At 35.7% G+C, this 16,950-nt stretch carries 11 protein-coding genes and 2 pseudogenes; 2 read left to right on the top strand and 11 right to left on the bottom strand.

Annotated elements, in window-relative coordinates; translation table 11 throughout:
• Positions 1-309, top strand: a 309-nt coding sequence (locus tag CHB62_RS08955) for an IS30 family transposase (protein ID WP_141240394.1), incomplete at its 5' end; no start/stop codon positions are given.
• Here the strand turns inward: CHB62_RS08955 and CHB62_RS15210 are convergent.
• The 5 genes and pseudogenes from CHB62_RS15210 to CHB62_RS15215 form a co-directional block, all read right to left on the bottom strand.
• Positions 302-1,135: a RipA family octameric membrane protein gene (locus CHB62_RS15210; protein WP_240616188.1), complete on the bottom strand. Its 834-nt coding sequence runs from the start codon at positions 1,133-1,135 to the stop codon at positions 302-304. The genes CHB62_RS08955 and CHB62_RS15210 overlap by 8 nt on opposite strands.
• Before the next feature lie 304 nt (positions 1,136-1,439).
• Positions 1,440-4,847, bottom strand: coding sequence for an anti-phage protein Upx-like protein (locus CHB62_RS08965; RefSeq protein ID WP_254919375.1), 3,408 nt, complete (start codon positions 4,845-4,847; stop codon positions 1,440-1,442).
• A gap of 34 nt (positions 4,848-4,881) precedes the next feature.
• Positions 4,882-9,177 (bottom strand): AAA family ATPase, encoded by a 4,296-nt coding sequence (locus CHB62_RS08970; protein ID WP_089366569.1) that lies wholly within the window; start codon positions 9,175-9,177, stop codon positions 4,882-4,884.
• Entirely contained in the window at positions 9,174-9,404 is a 231-nt protein-coding gene (locus CHB62_RS08975) for a helix-turn-helix domain-containing protein (protein WP_089366598.1), read from the bottom strand. Before CHB62_RS08975 ends, CHB62_RS08970 begins: the two co-directional genes overlap by 4 nt.
• 98 nt (positions 9,405-9,502) lie before the next feature.
• Positions 9,503-9,955: pseudogene (locus CHB62_RS15215) on the bottom strand (hypothetical protein); the annotation flags it as partial.
• Between the two features lie 84 nt (positions 9,956-10,039).
• On the opposite strand from CHB62_RS15215, the gene CHB62_RS08985 reads away from it, so the two are divergent.
• Positions 10,040-10,930 carry a TIGR02391 family protein gene (locus CHB62_RS08985; RefSeq protein ID WP_254919376.1) on the top strand — a complete coding sequence of 297 codons (891 nt, stop codon included), beginning with the start codon at positions 10,040-10,042 and terminating at the stop codon, positions 10,928-10,930.
• 106 nt (positions 10,931-11,036) lie between these two features.
• Here the strand turns inward: CHB62_RS08985 and CHB62_RS15475 are convergent.
• The 6 genes and pseudogenes from CHB62_RS15475 to CHB62_RS09015 all read right to left on the bottom strand — a co-directional run.
• A pseudogene (locus CHB62_RS15475) lies at positions 11,037-11,402 on the bottom strand (mobilization protein); the annotation flags it as partial.
• A gap of 129 nt (positions 11,403-11,531) precedes the next feature.
• On the bottom strand, positions 11,532-11,990 hold the full coding sequence (locus CHB62_RS08995) for a DUF6078 family protein (RefSeq protein WP_089366572.1): 459 nt from the start codon (positions 11,988-11,990) through the stop codon (positions 11,532-11,534).
• Between the two features lie 26 nt (positions 11,991-12,016).
• A complete protein-coding gene (locus CHB62_RS09000) occupies positions 12,017-12,847 on the bottom strand; it encodes a CPBP family intramembrane glutamic endopeptidase (protein WP_089366573.1) in 831 nt (276 codons plus the stop codon).
• A gap of 676 nt (positions 12,848-13,523) precedes the next feature.
• Entirely contained in the window at positions 13,524-13,868 is a 345-nt protein-coding gene (locus tag CHB62_RS09005) for a hypothetical protein (RefSeq protein ID WP_240616186.1), read from the bottom strand.
• 72 nt (positions 13,869-13,940) lie between these two features.
• Positions 13,941-15,845, bottom strand: coding sequence for a molecular chaperone DnaK (gene dnaK / locus CHB62_RS09010; RefSeq protein WP_089366574.1), 1,905 nt, complete (start codon positions 15,843-15,845; stop codon positions 13,941-13,943).
• Between the two features lie 284 nt (positions 15,846-16,129).
• A complete protein-coding gene (locus CHB62_RS09015) occupies positions 16,130-16,750 on the bottom strand; it encodes a DUF4840 domain-containing protein (protein ID WP_089366600.1) in 621 nt (206 codons plus the stop codon).
• Between the last annotated feature and the right edge of the window lie 200 nt (positions 16,751-16,950).

Genomic DNA, 16,950 nt, shown 5'->3' on the forward strand with positions numbered 1-16,950 from the left:
TTACTGTCTCCATTCAAAGAGCATATCAAGTCTATTACAACTGACAATGGTACAGAATTCGCTTGTCATGAAATGATAGCCAAAAGCCTTGGTGTTACCATATATTTTGCTGACCCATACGCTTCATGGCAGAAAGGCGCTATAGAAAATGCTAACGGACTAATTAGGCAATACGTGCCAAAAAAAGAAACCTTTGAGCATATCAGCCAGCAACAAATAACTAAGTATTCAAAGAAAATTAACATGAGACCAAGAAAGAAATTAGATTTTAAAACACCACAGGACTGCTTTTACGAACTAATTAAGTAAATTTGCACTTGCTTGTTGAATTCACGAACAACCCTTTACACCATCTAATGATAAAAAAAGATAAAACAATAATAGCGAAACCTACGGCTGTTTTGTAGCAAGTTTTAAAATCGTAATTTTCTAAAAGAGCACCCCCACCCATCTCTTTAAGTAATATTATCAACCAGCTAAATGTTATGATAAGGCTAGCCATTTGATTTATTTTTGATACAGAAAATGGATAGAGTCCCATAAAATTTAACTTTGTATCTCTATGGATCTTTATAATCCCAAATATAGGCACCCCAATTTCTGTGCTTAGTTCCTCAATATGAGCTTCCCAGTTTTCTTGCCAAAACTTACTTCCTCGGTTTGCCATATACCATAAAAGGGATAATAAGAAACCTAAAGCTGCAAGAAGTAGAAGTAGCCATTCTTTTTCACTATCAGATAGTTCTCTTATTTGCAACACTTTATAGTATCCGCCAAAAACAGCACCTATAAAAAGCACGAAGTAGCCTGTTCGTTTCCAATATAGCTCAATCTCAATTTTTCTTGTATCGAGTGCTATATCAAGAGCCTTATTTATCAGATCTTTATTCGGAGCTTCTTTTTTCTGGATTTCTTCTTTCGTGGTATTTCCGTCATAGGCTGTGTGCTTCCAATATAACCCAATCTCAAATTTTCTTGTATCAGGTGCTATTTCACGAGATTTATTTATCTGATCTTTATTTGGGACTTCTTTTTTCGTGGCATCTCGGTCAGGGGTAGAGTCCGCTGCAGAATGATAACACTTTATGTATTCTTGTTTTGATATACTTTCACCTTTTTTCTTTGCTTGTTCCATAGTGTTTGATTAATGTAAAAAGCCCCAATGGCATTTCTACCATTGGAGCAAGGTTATAATATTATTTTACTTCACTTCCTCAAACTTATCCTATACTGATAATCAGTGATTTATATTTCTATGGTACAAATAATGACCGTTGTGAATATCCTGAACAATAGAAATCAATAATCAACGAGAGCTATCCGTACTCTCATTGTACCGATAATATCTATCCTTTGTTCTGTATTCCTATTTCGTGGTTGCAAAGGTACTGAGATTTGTTTTCAGCCCTACGAATTCCTTTGGTATAAATATATTCCTTTCATGCAAATAGGATCATTGGATTTTCCACAATCTCTACTGCAGAAAGAAATGTGATATCATTTTCTAGTTCATGTTCGAAGTATTTATAAGCATTTTCGTGATATGTCAAGAATATCGTCTTTACAGAGTATTCGTCATCAATTTCAGAAACATAGAACTTAAATTTATTAATATTATTCTTGCACCAAACATCTCTTTCTATTACATGGGACAATTCTTTAGTGACAATCTTTCTGTTCTGCTGTATTAATTCGTATACTGTTCTACTCTCCGAGAAATTCTTAGCCTCTATACAAACAATCTGCTTGTTTTTTTTATTTATAAGAAGAATATCAATATCTCCAAGATCTTTGTCAGAATTGAGGTTTTTGTCTGGCATAATCTTAACCTCTGAATCCACATATAAATAATCAAGAGACAGACTTTCATATAATCTCCTTACACTTATAGTGAACTCACGACCTTTTTCTTTATTTACCTTTGATACAAGAGCCTGCATTTCTAGGGTAGTATTAACCACAGTTCCATTATTCAAACGTTCAACTCGAATCATCCAACTCTCATAAAGTGTTTTAGTTGAATAATAGATGTTGCCATCAAAGAGAATCCAGGGCCGTGCTGTAACTTGTACTGGACGATTAAATCTCTGAACCCATTTGTCACTAAACTTAAGATCACCATTATTGAGATCCTCCCTAAGGACAAAGTTAGCCTTAAATGCTTTCGCATTTTCTTCATCAAAAATGCCATTACAAACTGTTTCAAAGAACTCCTTCTCTGATATTACCATTACAGGTTTCTTATTATAGCTGGCATAATCAATAGATGCCGTTAGAACTTTACAATACGTCTCAAATGAGATGCCGAATTGCGCTTTATAAGCCTTTATAAAGATTTCATCATTTTTATTGATGGAGGATGTTGGCATCAGATTATGTAATTTTGTGTACAATTCTGGATTACTCATAGACAACTCTCTCAGCCTATAAAAATAGGAGTTTAGTTTATCAATCATAGGCTTTGGCATAACCAGTCTTCCATTTTTGAGAATTGTCAACTCTGAACCTTTTATTTTTTCTCCTAATTGATCCATATATACACCCATGTTCAAACTAAAGTGCATAAGAGCAAACAGGCGATCCAGCGTCTCTAATCTAGGTTTTCCTCCAGTATTGTGAATACCATTCAGAACAATGGTTTCAATCATACCTTGTGTTAATGTATTCATCTCAGAATATTCATTGACATAATCAAGCTGATTATCAAATGTAGCATCTAAAAAAGAATAGGCCTTGCTTAATGACTCATACCTTCGTTGTGTCAACTTCGACCAATAGATCATGGCATGATGGAGTTCGAGAAGACTTGTAAGAAGTTGTTTTGTATCCATTTCTGCCAACAGTTTTTGTACTTCAGCAAGGATATAATCAGATACCCGAATCATGATTTTCTTTGACTCTGCAAAATCAAAAATTTGTTCAGTCCCCTTCATGTTTAGGAAATCAGCAATCTCAGAAAGAACTTTGTCACAGTATCGGGAATTGACGTAATAGCATGAGTCAATACCATCCTTCTCGTCAATAATAGTTATATTTTCACTCTTGCCAACCTGAATAAATCTACCTGGTGCAGAATCAAACAATTGCATACCAACGTCAAATAATGACTCGTTAGAAGAGAATCCACAATCTTTAATTGCTTTGAAAAATTGGCCTACTAACTCTCTCTCCAAAGTAGTTGTATCCGAACTCATTATTTTTTCTGGTACACAAAATACCATAGTATTGTCATTTACCTTTTTCCACTCGTAATCACTAATAGGCAAAATATATAATTCTACATGGAGAGTCCGACTAATACTATCTATGCATAGCTTTTTCTCTACAGTAAACATCCAATTCATCAAGGCAATGGTTGCCTCTCTGCCAAATATACGAAGCATGTCTTTGCATTTCACGTGAACCCACAATTCGTACTTGGCTAACTGAAGCATGAGAACCCCCTTTACTTTCATATATGGTACGTAGATAGGAATCTGCTTAGGAATGTCTGCATAGTGTTTAACCATAACATGGCACCCTCGTGGTGCATATTGAACAATATGCTCATCATGTCCACACAAATATTTCTCACGCATTGATAGAACGTAACCTATTTCCATGAATGTGATAGCTGGCATTTCATCCCGATAGAATGTATAATTATTAGAACAGTAGTACGCAAATCGATCAACTTCCTGGGTAAGAAGAGCAAAGTTTTGATCCAATTTATCTTGATCATAATAATATAGATTCAGCAGATTCATCCTACTCTGGCTCATGACGATTTTCAGTTCTTCAACCGAAAAATGAGTTATATCACGACCAATAGTCATAAAGAGACCTTCCTCTGCCATCTCTTGTGTGACCAAGAATGTAAATATGGTTATATGTGGGTAGGCTTTATTTATTGCAGTCTCTGAATCCTTGACCGCTTGATCCAGTTTTGCTCTCTTATCTGCTAAGACAATTCCAATATTTGCAACCTTATCTTCATCAAAACGGAACCAAAGAAAAGGTGTATCTTGATAATTATTTTGTCCTATAAATGATCCATGACCATTTTGCAAGAGAAATCCAATTTCTTGAATCATCTCTTTTTCGATTAAAGAGAGGAGTGTTTTCTCGCCCAGTTCCTTTACAAGAATACCATAGCATAGTCTGTAAGCTAACCTTAAGAGATTAGCCGGGAAAAGAACTAAAAATTCTCCGCTATCAAGTTTTAAGAAAGGATGCAATTCAAATGTATCACTATGACCTAATTGAGATAATTCTTTTTCATACTCTTTCCTTTTCAGACATAATGACAATAGTTGCAGATACTTTTCCTCAACTTGGTATTTAGCCAAGATGGAGTTTACCTCAGCTTTATTAAAACAGGTATATGATTTATACTTTCCATATTCCTTGTAATTTGAGAAATAAACTGATTCTGCATCGTATTTTCCACATACATTACGGCTATAGTTGAATCTATTTGCTATTTCATTAGATATTTCCAATATAGCATAGACAATTGCCAACTTATTTCGATCTATCTTATTCTTTTGAACCAAAAATAACAACTGACAGAGAAGATACTTATGAGTCAAATAGAACGCAGAGAATACCTTGTAAGAACCAATCGGAGTGTTTACAGTTTCAACAAACAGCCTTTCCTGTGGATCTTCAATCTGTGGATTGCCATACTCAAGAATTCTATCTATGTGGAACCAATCATGCTTTCCTCGTTTCCACATCAAATACGCTTCGACCAAAGCCATTTCCAACCTATAACAGAAACTGGAATTTTCCTGTAACACAGACAAATAGGAGAGATACTTAAGTACCTTCTCTCTCTTCAAGTTATGATAGAATTTATTTTTCATTATAGTACTATTCATTTAACTACAAAATAGTAAGTTATATACCTAACTTTTCTATTGCATCATTTATAATATAAGAATTCGCAATGACATATTCATCAAACAAGTCCATTATTTTGTTCATTGCGTCCAAATTTTCCTCTTCTTTCATTTGCTTATATATGCCTAATAAAAGTTTCACAATTTTTTCTCTAAGATAAAAATCATTAGCATGTAAGAAGTCATGTGCTTTTATATACATGTAGCAATCTAATGGTAGCATATTAGCACATTTTTCTAGGTATTTAATCTGAGAAAAACGTTCCCTATGCATTTTATTATTCCAATTCTTTGTAATCTCCTTAAATAGATTAAAATCTTCTACAGATAGGTCATCTATATGATATTCATATGATTTTACAATATCTTCTCTATTATCCGCAATGTGGCATAACACAATATCGTTTGCAGTTTCCCTATAACAAGGTTCAGAAATATTTTTTAAGGAAAGTCTTACCGTCATCGCTATGACTTTCTCGTCATTCAACGATAAAATTTTATAAAGATTTTGTTTGCATACATTCCTTATATTTTTATGGTATAATCCATAAAAGAATATCTGAGTTAATATCTCATGGCATCTATTATCTTTCATAAGTTCTACAATGTATGCACACACGGAATCTGTTTTAAAATAATAATAAGACTGTATCACATCTGCTCTTACCATTAGTCCGTAGGATCCACTACCAGATAAATAAACAGAGAATAATTTGTCAGTTAGCACTTCATCATAATATTCCTTATAGTATATGTAAAATAAAACCTCTAAGCGCAATTCTATTGATAAGTCCTTATATAATAGGTTTAAAAGATTATAGATCTGGGCACGACGGGTGGATAACGCACAAATAGATATAAGGATGTTCAATGCATGACCTTGAAAACTATTGATAGCAATACCCAATTTGTGTTGTACAATATCTGCTAAGCTTTTACAGTGCAAATCTTCTTGTTCATCTTTTAAAAGTAATGGCTGCTTTATTGCTTGTATAAGTATCGGTATCAAATCATCTATCACACCATTTTCTTCCTTTGTATAGTTCATAGCAAGTTGTTCAAAAGTATATGTGCTATTTTTTATATAGTTCACTTTCATATACCTTTGGAACAATGGGACTAACTCTTTTTTATTAGTCCCACCTAAAAGTAATCCTAATAATCCTGCTTCTTGGTACATGGATTTGATGTTTGGATTATCATGTAAAGAAAAGATGAATTTCTTATACTTTTCTGGAGAATTCTCTACACATTTAGTAAATGCTTCTGCATGTACTCTTAGACTAATTGGCGAAAAATTTCCTTTGCGGAAAGCCTTGTGCTCATCTAATTTATCAAAAGAGGATAGCCAATTCTCGGGAGAGAAATGATTATAAACTTCTTGCGTTGTTATACCTCCACAAATGGATGCAGCTGTTACATGATAGTCAGGTTTTTCATTTTGATATATACCATTGAAACGCCGACAAAGTTCTTGTTTGCACCGTTTGGCGTCTTTCGACAAAGTTGATTCCAAAATGGTACAACATAGTAACTGCCACTTATGCCAGCCAAGAAAAGGTAGTACAAGTTTATTGAAACTTCTATCATTGTTATGTATATAGTCTCCTTTTGATCTGTATTTCAAAATATACACCTGATACTTTACTTGTTCTTCATGCGAAATTGAAAGATACCATTTAGATAGAGCTTCTAAAAAATAATACCTAACGTCACCGAATTCAATAAACTTATCTAATTCTTCATTATTCGATATTAAATTCTTGATATATGTGTCAAATAGAGTTGGCTTTGCAGCAATTACCTTGAAAGATAAAATAAACGCAGATTCCTCCTCAAGAGATAATAATTTTTCCACCATAGAGGTACCAAAATCTTGTTCCCCAATATATTGTATGAGGAGATTTCCTAACCAGTCAAAAAACTTTTCTGGATAATCAGACATATAGTTACTGAAAATTTCATTTGTCGAATACCACTGATAGCTTTGCTTTCTCGTCCTGGAAACTATCTGTAAAAAGCAGTCGTATGTTAGCATTAAAAACTCTTTGGGGTACTCCTTATAGAGCCTATCACATATCTGTTCAAACAGCTCATAATCGTTATGCGATTCATTTTTATTGTTATTTAAAAAATAATTAATAAGAAGTTCTTTTGTTTCTTTCAAAGCAAAGTTCAAATTGGTATCAATTGCATCCATGACACAACTTGCCAAATAAATATTGGACTTTGCTTTTAAGTTAATGTAACTTTCTCTTACTTTCTCATTCGAATAATCATTATGATTACGCAATATCCACATCGTAATTTCCTCTTTAGTAGAAATATCCTTTATAGTATCTACCATGTCATAAATGTCGTCGGGAAATGTCGATGCATAATTGGAAAACAAAATTCGCAGTGGATCCAAGTAATCGTTTTCGGTGGTAAGGCCAGCCACAAAAGGTTGTATCAAGTCCTTTATCGTCGGGAACCATAAAGGATTCGATGTTGTCGAAAGGAAATAAATAAATAATTGATGGTTGAGTTTGGGCAACTTCTTAATGATATCAATCTCGAACTTATATACAGCATCACTATATGAGAGTATAGAAAGAGCCAGTTGTTTCAGATGCAAACGAATATCATCAGAAAATATTATTGTATTAATATCTTTTTTATACAAGGAGTCAGAATGTTCCCTCTCAAAATCTAAGAAAATTTTAATTGAGGAACGTATCTCTAATCCTTGAAATCGTTTTTTCAATTCAGTAATAAAAGACTTCTTATTTGATGCATAATACCTTGCAAGTACATAATCGTAAAAACTTTGATGAAAGAACGAGATTCTTTTATTGTCATACTTTACGATGCATTCGCTTGCTAAATACCTTGTCGCATTATTGTTTCCAGCCGTTATTAACCATGTTGGAGTTAAAGTTTCCGCTTCTTGAACAGACTTTGCAATTTCAAACATGACATCTTCCAAATTACTACAAGACGTATGTTCGCTTGCATAATTTAGCAATGACAACCACAAGCCATCATATAACTCCATGTAGTTTTGATAATTGTATTCTCTAACATTGCCAGAGCCATATAACCTACAAAAGACATCTAGATATTGGGCAGTTTTTAGTATAGTAATTGTTTGGGATGTTAATTTACAATAAAGACCAGAATCTAATTTGTTAATAACATACTCAACATCCTTATCATCAAATCTATTCACCTCAATAGCAGTGCTATGCTCTTTTAATTGACTTAATGATGGGTCATATTCTAAATCATACTTCCTACAAGACACTATTATTCTTATGTCTTTGCTATACTCCTTTTCCCATGCAGCAATTACATTCAAGAGTATATTTAGCTTATCTCTATCGTTAGATAAATATTGGGATAATGCATCTATTTGGTCTATAATAAAAACAACTCTCTTATGCTCAGATACTAATAAATCCAGTGAAGCGTGTAATCTCTCCAAAGAAAAATCAGAAGTTTCATTTTCTGTAATGTTGTAATAATCTGCCTTAATCGTCAGACACTTAATTCCTGATGCGGTAAGTTTATCCAGTAAATCCTTAATGATAACAGTTTTCCCGACTCCTGCATTTCCAACCAAAAGTTTTAATTGACAATCTTTAGATGTCAAATCGCCTTGTATCCAATCAAATAATTGATCTGTTTCTTTTCTAGCTATATGAGATTCTTTTAATCCATAAAATGTAGTCGTTATTCCTTCAAAAGATTTCAGGTTTACATCTAAAAAATCTAATAGTTTTGACTTCTCATCTTTTAATGATAACATTTGCTCATGGTATAATGTCTCCCATAAATCAATGACCGAGTCAACATTATTTTCTGTAAGATTTTCGTTGTCTTTAAAATAATACCTGTAAGTCTGTTGAATATTTTCCGAGTTAGCAATTTGACTCTCAACAAAAACTCTGTCAATATACTTCCAATAAACGATATCGTTGTTAGTATCACAAGTGATAAACAAAACAACTTCTCCTTTCATTCTATGGGCATACGCAAGAAGCGATGTCGGGATGTCATAACAGACGCCCTTCTCCCTGATAGCGTTGTTATTATAATGCTTTATCTGCACCGTAACTTTTGCGACAATTGTATCATCGACATCCAAAATACTAATATACCCATCTGTATTTGCTTCTGTTCCACCTTCTTCAATGTTAGAAGTGTCAACCCTTTTATCTTCTAGGATTTTCCGTAGTAGCCGAACAGATTTTTCATCCAAACGTTTTGAAGCCCAAGATGATTTATTGGGCTGTAAATTCAGATCTTTCATTTAAGTTGCTCTTTACTCAATTCCTTATCTACAAACACTATTAAATCCTTTGGATTAACCTGCAAAATCTCTGCTGTCTGAAATAGTAATTCGAGGCTTGGCTGTCGACGATTGCAAACGTAGGAGTTCACAATAGTGAAACTCTTACCGAGTTTCTCTGCAAGCCATGTTTGCTTAATCCCTTTTTCGATAAGCACCTCTTTAATTCTATTAGTTGGACTTTCCATAAATATCATCTGATTGTTTGCAAATATAGTAAATTTTCTTGTATAAAATACTTAATAAGAGGGGAAATTCCCTCTTATTAAAGTTTATGTGTTCAACACTATTTACTCTTCTTATTTTGCAGGTTATTCTGCATCAAACTATCTGCCTTTTGCTTCAATTCCATGTCGTAATTATCGGCTTTTTCCTTGATTAGCTTGATAATCTTTTCATTGCGATGAATGTCAAATACATCGTTAAGCCATAGGATTTCCTTTGGGCTACATCCTCTCCAAACTCTGATGATACGAAATTTCAAGGCATCATCTTTGTTTTGCTGTTTGCGTTGCCACAAGAAGTAATTGCTGACCAAAGAAACAAAACAATACGGCAGTTGTCACAACCATATAAGTAAAGACCTTCGAGGATTTAATATCAAAGCTATGCCTATAGAAATATTCTTGTTGTTTTGGAAGTTCTTTCTGCACCTTTACTCTACAAACCTTATATCTGTCACCAGTTTATCAATTGATTTACTATCCTCGTTTTTGATACGTATTTGTACATAATAATATTATTTTTCTTAATTTTGTGACATCCTCTTTCCATTATATGAAAAGAGCTAAAACAACATTATTATAAATAACCAAAAATGAAAATGGAAGATTTCAATAGCATTAAAAGTCAAATAGTTAAAGAACTTAATTCTAAGAAACTGTCCGATGTGTTACCATCAATAATTGATTTTGCTCAAAGAACAGGGAGCATAGCACTAAAGCAATTGTGCGTTAATGAACTTTATGGATACGATGCAAATGTAGAGCTACCTGAATACAGAAAGATTCCTGTAATTCTTTACGATAAGAATGGAGATAAATTTAGGTATTACCCGAAGGGAAGTGTGATTCCTCTAAGCGAGGTTAATAAACGTGAATACTATCCATACAGAGGTACAATTGAAAATATGGAGAATATGGCGATCAGCAGTGATATAAGACAATTTATTGTTTTTAAAAAACCATTCAAGGTTTCTATCAATGGCAAAGCGTTTATTGCCCATAGTTTCGAATATTTCTCACACGAAATAAAACCGTGTATTTTAACAGCGAAAAAAAAGATTAATGCCGCTATTGATAATATAGACAATGCAGATTCCTTTCAAGAAGACAAATCATTAATAACTTTGCATGAAGATATTATCAAGACTTCATCTAAATTATTCATAGATGGCTATTATAGACAAGCTGTTTTAGATGCGACAATAGGTTTGGTAAATCAAGTAAAACAGAAATCACAATGCTATGAATTAGACAATACCCCGCTTATGCAAAATGTTTTTTCGCCTAATAAGCCTATCTTAAAGATATCCAAAAGTAAAGACATACAACAAGGTATTATGTGGTTATTTTCAGGAGCCATAATGGCTTTTAGAAATGCTCATGCACACAAATTGAATTGTCAAATAACAAAAAATGAATGTCTTGAACAACTTCATTTTATAAGTTATTTACACAGAATACTTGACAAATCAGAATTAAATCCAACATAATGATGGTCTGTAGATATACACAGGGAACTTTTAGCACAAAAATAAGTGTTTCCTCTGTGTCCTAAGACACTGAAGAAACACTATAAAAACACAATAGGTTTGTGTGTTATTCTATTATTTGGTGGTCTGAAAGGCTTTCTACAATGGGTATAGTGCCTTTCTTCTCATCATCACGGAGGTGACTTTTTATGCTTCCAACTTCTACATCTTTGAATGTGATGGCAAAAACCTGTTTGAGGAACTGTGAAATTTCATCTTGTTTGCCAACTCTAAAATGGTTACATATATTCCAACCAAAATGAAACAGATCTAAGGCAACTATACCTTTGATATTAATTGGTTCAACGTGTGATAAGGGAAGCTTAGCGGAGTACAACTCTATATATTCACAAAGCTTGAGCAAATATTTGTTAGAAACATAAGGTGCGAACTATAGTTGAGTGTATTTAATAGCTATAGCTTTGTTTTGCTCTTTATAAACTAATTATTTTCATAAGAATGAAACTAGAGTTTCAATATAATGAAACTGAAGTTTCATACTGATGAAATTAAAGTTTCAAACTGTTGAAACTATCGCTTAATACTGAGAAGATGTTTTATTTTATACACGCTTGTAGATATGTATAAGTGTAGGGTATTGTTCTTCATAGCTGTCGAACTCAATTGCAGAGCCGTCGTAACCCATGTCTGTGAAGATATCTCTTATCTCCTTTTGCTCACTTTCAGTCAGTACACGTTCTTTTCGTTTAATTCGATAATAGGCTGTGCGCCCAAAGGTGTAGATGAGATTTTGTCGGATATCACTTAAATCAGCCACCCGCACGTTGTCATATATTCGTGATATTCCCCATGCAAAACGTTCCTTGCTGTTAGGGTCGAAGAACGGGCAGGGCTGCTTGTCTGCAATCACTTTCGAGTTCACCATCATATACTGCTCCCGTCCACCTGTTTTGAGCATCGTGTAGGCGGTGTGGCGTAAGCACTGGCTGGCTTTCTCGCAGTGAGTGTCAGCACAGTGCGCATAGTCGTAGGGTAATTGGTTGTATTGTTCAATGGTCATAGGATAGGTGTTGTGGATAAATGATATTATGCCAATGTCCGCTTAAAGAAGAGTTGGCGGTCTTTTAGTACAACAATGATAGATACGATAAGTAATAATATTGTTTGTATACACTTGCTATCAGGGTGAGTTGCAAATATTTCATTGAAATAACCTGCCGTAATGTGAAAGATAATAGCAACAAGGATATTTCGGTTGGTTTTATAATAAAGCCAATTCATCAAAAAGACAAAAGGGAAGATACTAACGATGAAGTTCAGACTATAAAACCAGCCCTCGCTCACTACGTTTGCGTGATAATAACCCTTAATACCTGCAAGAGGGAAATGCCATATAGCCCAATAAGCAGCAAACAGCATAGATGTCTTGAAAAGATTCATTCGAGAGCGGAGGCAGTCTGTACCATAGCCATGCCACGCAAGCTCCTCAAGTATAGGTGCAAGAATAAGGAGGAACCATACAGGGAAGACACCTGAAGTGAAGGTGTAATGACCTGTAATAACGAATTGTGATGGACTGTAACCGAAAAGTAGAGATATTGCCATGGCACACAAGATACTTGCTGGCATCAATAAACAAGCTGTGAGATAATATTGCCACTTATCAGAAGACAAGTTTAGGAATCTCCCAAGAAAGTCTTTCCGCAGTTCCTGACGCTGAAAAACCAAAATAATGGTCAGAAACATTGGGGAGAAAAGTCCTGTCAATCCCAGCAATGGAGCTACCCATGTGCTTTCCGAATAAACTACATGATGACTTACATAACTTGCAGCAAACCAGAATATCCATGGGATAAGGGTTGCCAAGAGATAGAAAAGTACCGTATGGCGATACTTAATGACGATGTTTTCTTTCATATTGCTTTGATGCTATCAATAATCAGTGATTACGTAAATAACAAGACGTACATGAACAGTAAGAACCAATGTGTTACAAAATCGTCACAAATATACTTCCTACATCGCAAAGAGCCAAAATGAAACACTTAAAATACTGTATCTCTGATATATTTTTGATTTAGATTATCCCATGTTGAGTAAAAATATGATAACAGACAATAGACTCTTCATCAAAACATTTCATTACAGGAATAGCCACCACGAGCTGTTAAACTGTACATCCATTCCCACATAAACATAAAAAGCTACATACCACTTTTTCTAATCATTTTGAGTAGCGTGTAGGTTGTGTGAACAAGCACAGGCTGGTCTTCTCACAGTAAGTACCAGTGCAAAGTTAGTAATCGTAGATTAATTGGTTGTATTGTTTAAGGACTATAGGGTTATTATTTATAACTAACAAGTCGCAACAATATCTTTAAGACTGTTGCGACTCATCATTACAATTATCTTAATTTGTTCTATAATTCTATTCGTTCTTCAATATCATCATCTTGAATGTTTAGCACATCTGGAGGGTGTGTCAAAATGCAAATTAATAACTTGACAACTTTCAATCTATAAGTAGGATTCTTCTAAAGGCAAAGAAAAGACCATTTCTTTACTCAAAATCGAGTATAGAAATGGTCATTTTTTATTGGATTGTTTCAAACTGTAAGATTATCAAAATGATATTTGCATTTTGACACACCCTCTTTATACTCTGTGGTCGAATTGCTGTAAATATTCGTAACACTTCTTCATGTTGAGATAAGAACGTTCCGAACTCATCTATAATATCCTTTCTATCTGAGCCTGAGTTTAAAATAGCGACCTCACCTGTTGGAGACTTTAAAGCGAAGATAGCTTGATTGTAATCTGCTTCTTTTTTGGCATCTATTTGTTTCCATCCTTCAGAAAGCATTTCATCTTTCTTTTCAAGAATCCATTTTGACTTTCCTGCTCCTTTCTTACCAATAACTAAAGTAATAATTCTCATATATCTTAGGTTTTAAAACTAAAAAAGCAGTAAGAAACGTTATCCTACTGCTTTATTTGTATTAGTTAGATATTACTTCACTTCCTCAAAGTCAGCATCCTGGATGGTGTCATCCTGCTTTGGCTGTTCCTGCTGACCAGCATCTGCGCCTGGCTGAGGACCTGCCTGTGCACCTGCCTGGCTGTACATCTGTTGTGATGCTGCCTGCATAACGGTGTTGAGGTTGTTGATAGCTGTGTCGATGGCTGCAACGTCAGCTGACTTGTGAGCATCCTTGAGCTGCTGGAGAGCAGACTCGATACCTGACTTCTGGTCGGCTGGAATCTTGTCACCGTTGTCCTTCATGAAATTCTCAGTGGTGAAAATCATTGAGTCAGCCTGGTTCAACTTGTCAATCTTCTCACGCTCTGCCTTGTCGGCTGCTGCGTTCTGCTCAGCCTCAGCCTTCATACGGTTGATTTCATCCTCGCTCAAACCACTTGAAGCCTCGATGCGGATGCTCTGCTCCTTACCTGTTGCCTTATCCTTAGCAGATACGTTAAGGATACCGTTAGCATCGATGTCGAATGTTACCTCAATCTGTGGAACACCACGGCGAGCTGGAGCAATACCTGTCAAGTTGAACTGACCGATAGACTTGTTCTGTGCTGCCATAGGACGTTCACCTTGAAGAACGTGGATAGTAACCTCTGTCTGGTTATCAGCTGCAGTAGAGAACACCTCACTCTTCTTACAAGGAATGGTAGAGTTAGCATCGATAAGCTTTGTCATCACACCACCCATTGTCTCAATACCGAGGGTCAATGGAGTAACGTCGAGCAATACGATGTCGCCTACACCGCTCTCCTTATTTAGGATAGCACCCTGGATAGCTGCACCAACAGCAACCACCTCATCTGGGTTCACACCCTTTGAAGGCTCCTTACCGAAGTAGTTCTTAACCAATGTCTGCACTGCAGGGATACGGCTTGAACCACCTACGAGGATAACCTCATCGATATCTGATGTCTGCAACTTAGCGTCGCGGATAGCATTCTGGCATGGAACGAGACAAGCCTGAATAAGGCTATGTGCCAACTGCTCAAACTGTGAACGTGTCAAAGTCTTTACCAAGTGCTTTGGAACGCCACCTTCTGCAGTGATGTAAGGCAAGTTAATCTCTGTAGAAGAAGAGCTTGACAACTCAATCTTAGCCTTCTCAGCAGCCTCCTTCAAGCGCTGCATTGCCATTGGATCCTTTGTGAGGTCAACACCCTCTTCAGCCTTAAAGCCATTAACCAACCAATCGATGATTACTTGGTCGAAGTCATCACCACCAAGGTGAGTATCACCATTTGTAGAGAGTACCTCGAATACACCGCCACCGAACTCAAGGATAGAGATATCGAATGTACCACCACCAAGGTCGAATACGGCAATCTTCATGTCCTTATTAGCCTTATCAACACCATAAGCAAGTGCTGCAGCAGTAGGCTCGTTCACAATACGCTGTACGTTAAGACCTGCAATCTGACCAGCTTCTTTGGTAGCCTGACGCTGTGAGTCAGAGAAGTAAGCAGGTACAGTGATAACTGCATCAGTTACTTCTTGGCCGAGGTAATCCTCAGCAGTCTTCTTCATCTTCTGCAGAATCATTGCAGAAATCTCCTGTGGAGTATATTTGCGGTCGTCAATCTGTACACGTGGATAGCCACCTTCATTAACAACCTTGAATGGAACACGCTCAGCCTCTTTCTTACACTGGTCGTAGGTCTCACCCATGAAACGCTTAATAGAGTAGATGGTCTTCTCTGGGTTTGTGATAGCCTGACGCTTAGCAGGGTCACCCACCTTACGTTCGCCACCCTCAACGAAGCCTACAACAGAAGGTGTTGTACGCTTACCTTCGCTGTTAGCAATTACTACTGGCTCGTTACCTTCAAATACAGCAACACAAGAGTTTGTTGTTCCTAAGTCAATTCCAATAATCTTTCCCATAATTGTATATCTTTTTTTTTATTATTATTCGTATTCAGTTATTGACGCTTATCGCTGTAGCTTTATCAGATATGACTGTCTGTTGCTATCGCTTTCAGCGTCGTTCGCCTATAATTAGACAAATGATATGCCAACAGAGGAGGACTGACATAATGGCAGATGACGTGACAGTTTAGAGGTGACAGACGGAATGATAGTGTCTATGTTGGCACACATAAAAGCCGAGAAAAGTCAAATACGGACTTCCCTCGGCTTTTATTAATTCTATTATAAGCCCCTTATTCCTATAACTTTGGCTTAGAGTAAATAAGGAAAGTAGTCAGAGGGCTTGTAGCTAAATCATCGAATACACCATCAACAAACACACCTACTCCCTTTAGGTAACAAGCTGTCGTTTTTGATTCAGTATCGTAACCACCGTAAGTAAAGCTTGGGTCAAATCGAAAATGGATACTAATATCGTGTACCTGACCTTTATATGTCATCTTACCTAAGTTTATAGCGTATGGAGCAGCAAGGAAAAGAATAGGCTTCACATTGTACACTCCGATGGCACACTTGATTTCCTGGTCTGGTAAAGCAGCTATTGTCTTTCTTAAAACAGAGTCAGTAATGTTAGCTGCTAACATTTTGCTTGGGAAATTTCGTATAACAAGTGTGGAGTCATCTTTGATTTCCCAGCTGCTATTAACTGAGTCTTTCTTCTCTGATTTGCCAGTCCTATCGTTTAGACCATACTGATAGATCTTTCCTTGATAAGAGCCTTGAATCAACTTACTTGCAGCTTTCAATTCTTCTGCTGATGGCAGTTTAGCCTTGCTCTCATAGTCGTCGTTAAGACAAGAAGCTAACGAGAATGTTGCAAGGAATGCAATAGCTAAAAATAATAAGTTCTTTCTTTTCATTATAGTGCGTTTTGGTTTATTGCTTTGTATGTGAACCTCCATTATATGGAAATCACCATAGTAATTGTTTTAAGTTTATCGTTTACAAAAATACAAATTCTCTACAGAACTCCAACACAAATACTGTTAAAAGACTGATAAGAGACTTGTTTGGTCGTTTCTACCATCTGTGTTGAATCATTTTCTGCCTTTCTATGGGG

Source organism: Prevotella jejuni, from assembly GCF_900187995.1.
GTDB classification, from domain to species: Bacteria; Bacteroidota; Bacteroidia; order Bacteroidales; family Bacteroidaceae; genus Prevotella; species Prevotella jejuni.

Coding starts and splice junctions, on each gene's coding strand:
- CHB62_RS15210 (WP_240616188.1), bottom strand. CDS start 1,135: ATGGAACAAGCAAAGAAAAAAGGTGAAAGTATATCAAAACAAGAATAC.
- CHB62_RS08965 (WP_254919375.1), bottom strand. CDS start 4,847: ATGAAAAATAAATTCTATCATAACTTGAAGAGAGAGAAGGTACTTAAG.
- CHB62_RS08970 (WP_089366569.1), bottom strand. CDS start 9,177: ATGAAAGATCTGAATTTACAGCCCAATAAATCATCTTGGGCTTCAAAA.
- CHB62_RS08975 (WP_089366598.1), bottom strand. CDS start 9,404: ATGGAAAGTCCAACTAATAGAATTAAAGAGGTGCTTATCGAAAAAGGG.
- CHB62_RS08985 (WP_254919376.1), top strand. CDS start 10,040: ATGGAAGATTTCAATAGCATTAAAAGTCAAATAGTTAAAGAACTTAAT.
- CHB62_RS08995 (WP_089366572.1), bottom strand. CDS start 11,990: ATGACCATTGAACAATACAACCAATTACCCTACGACTATGCGCACTGT.
- CHB62_RS09000 (WP_089366573.1), bottom strand. CDS start 12,847: ATGAAAGAAAACATCGTCATTAAGTATCGCCATACGGTACTTTTCTAT.
- CHB62_RS09005 (WP_240616186.1), bottom strand. CDS start 13,868: ATGAGAATTATTACTTTAGTTATTGGTAAGAAAGGAGCAGGAAAGTCA.
- dnaK (WP_089366574.1), bottom strand. CDS start 15,845: ATGGGAAAGATTATTGGAATTGACTTAGGAACAACAAACTCTTGTGTT.
- CHB62_RS09015 (WP_089366600.1), bottom strand. CDS start 16,750: ATGAAAAGAAAGAACTTATTATTTTTAGCTATTGCATTCCTTGCAACA.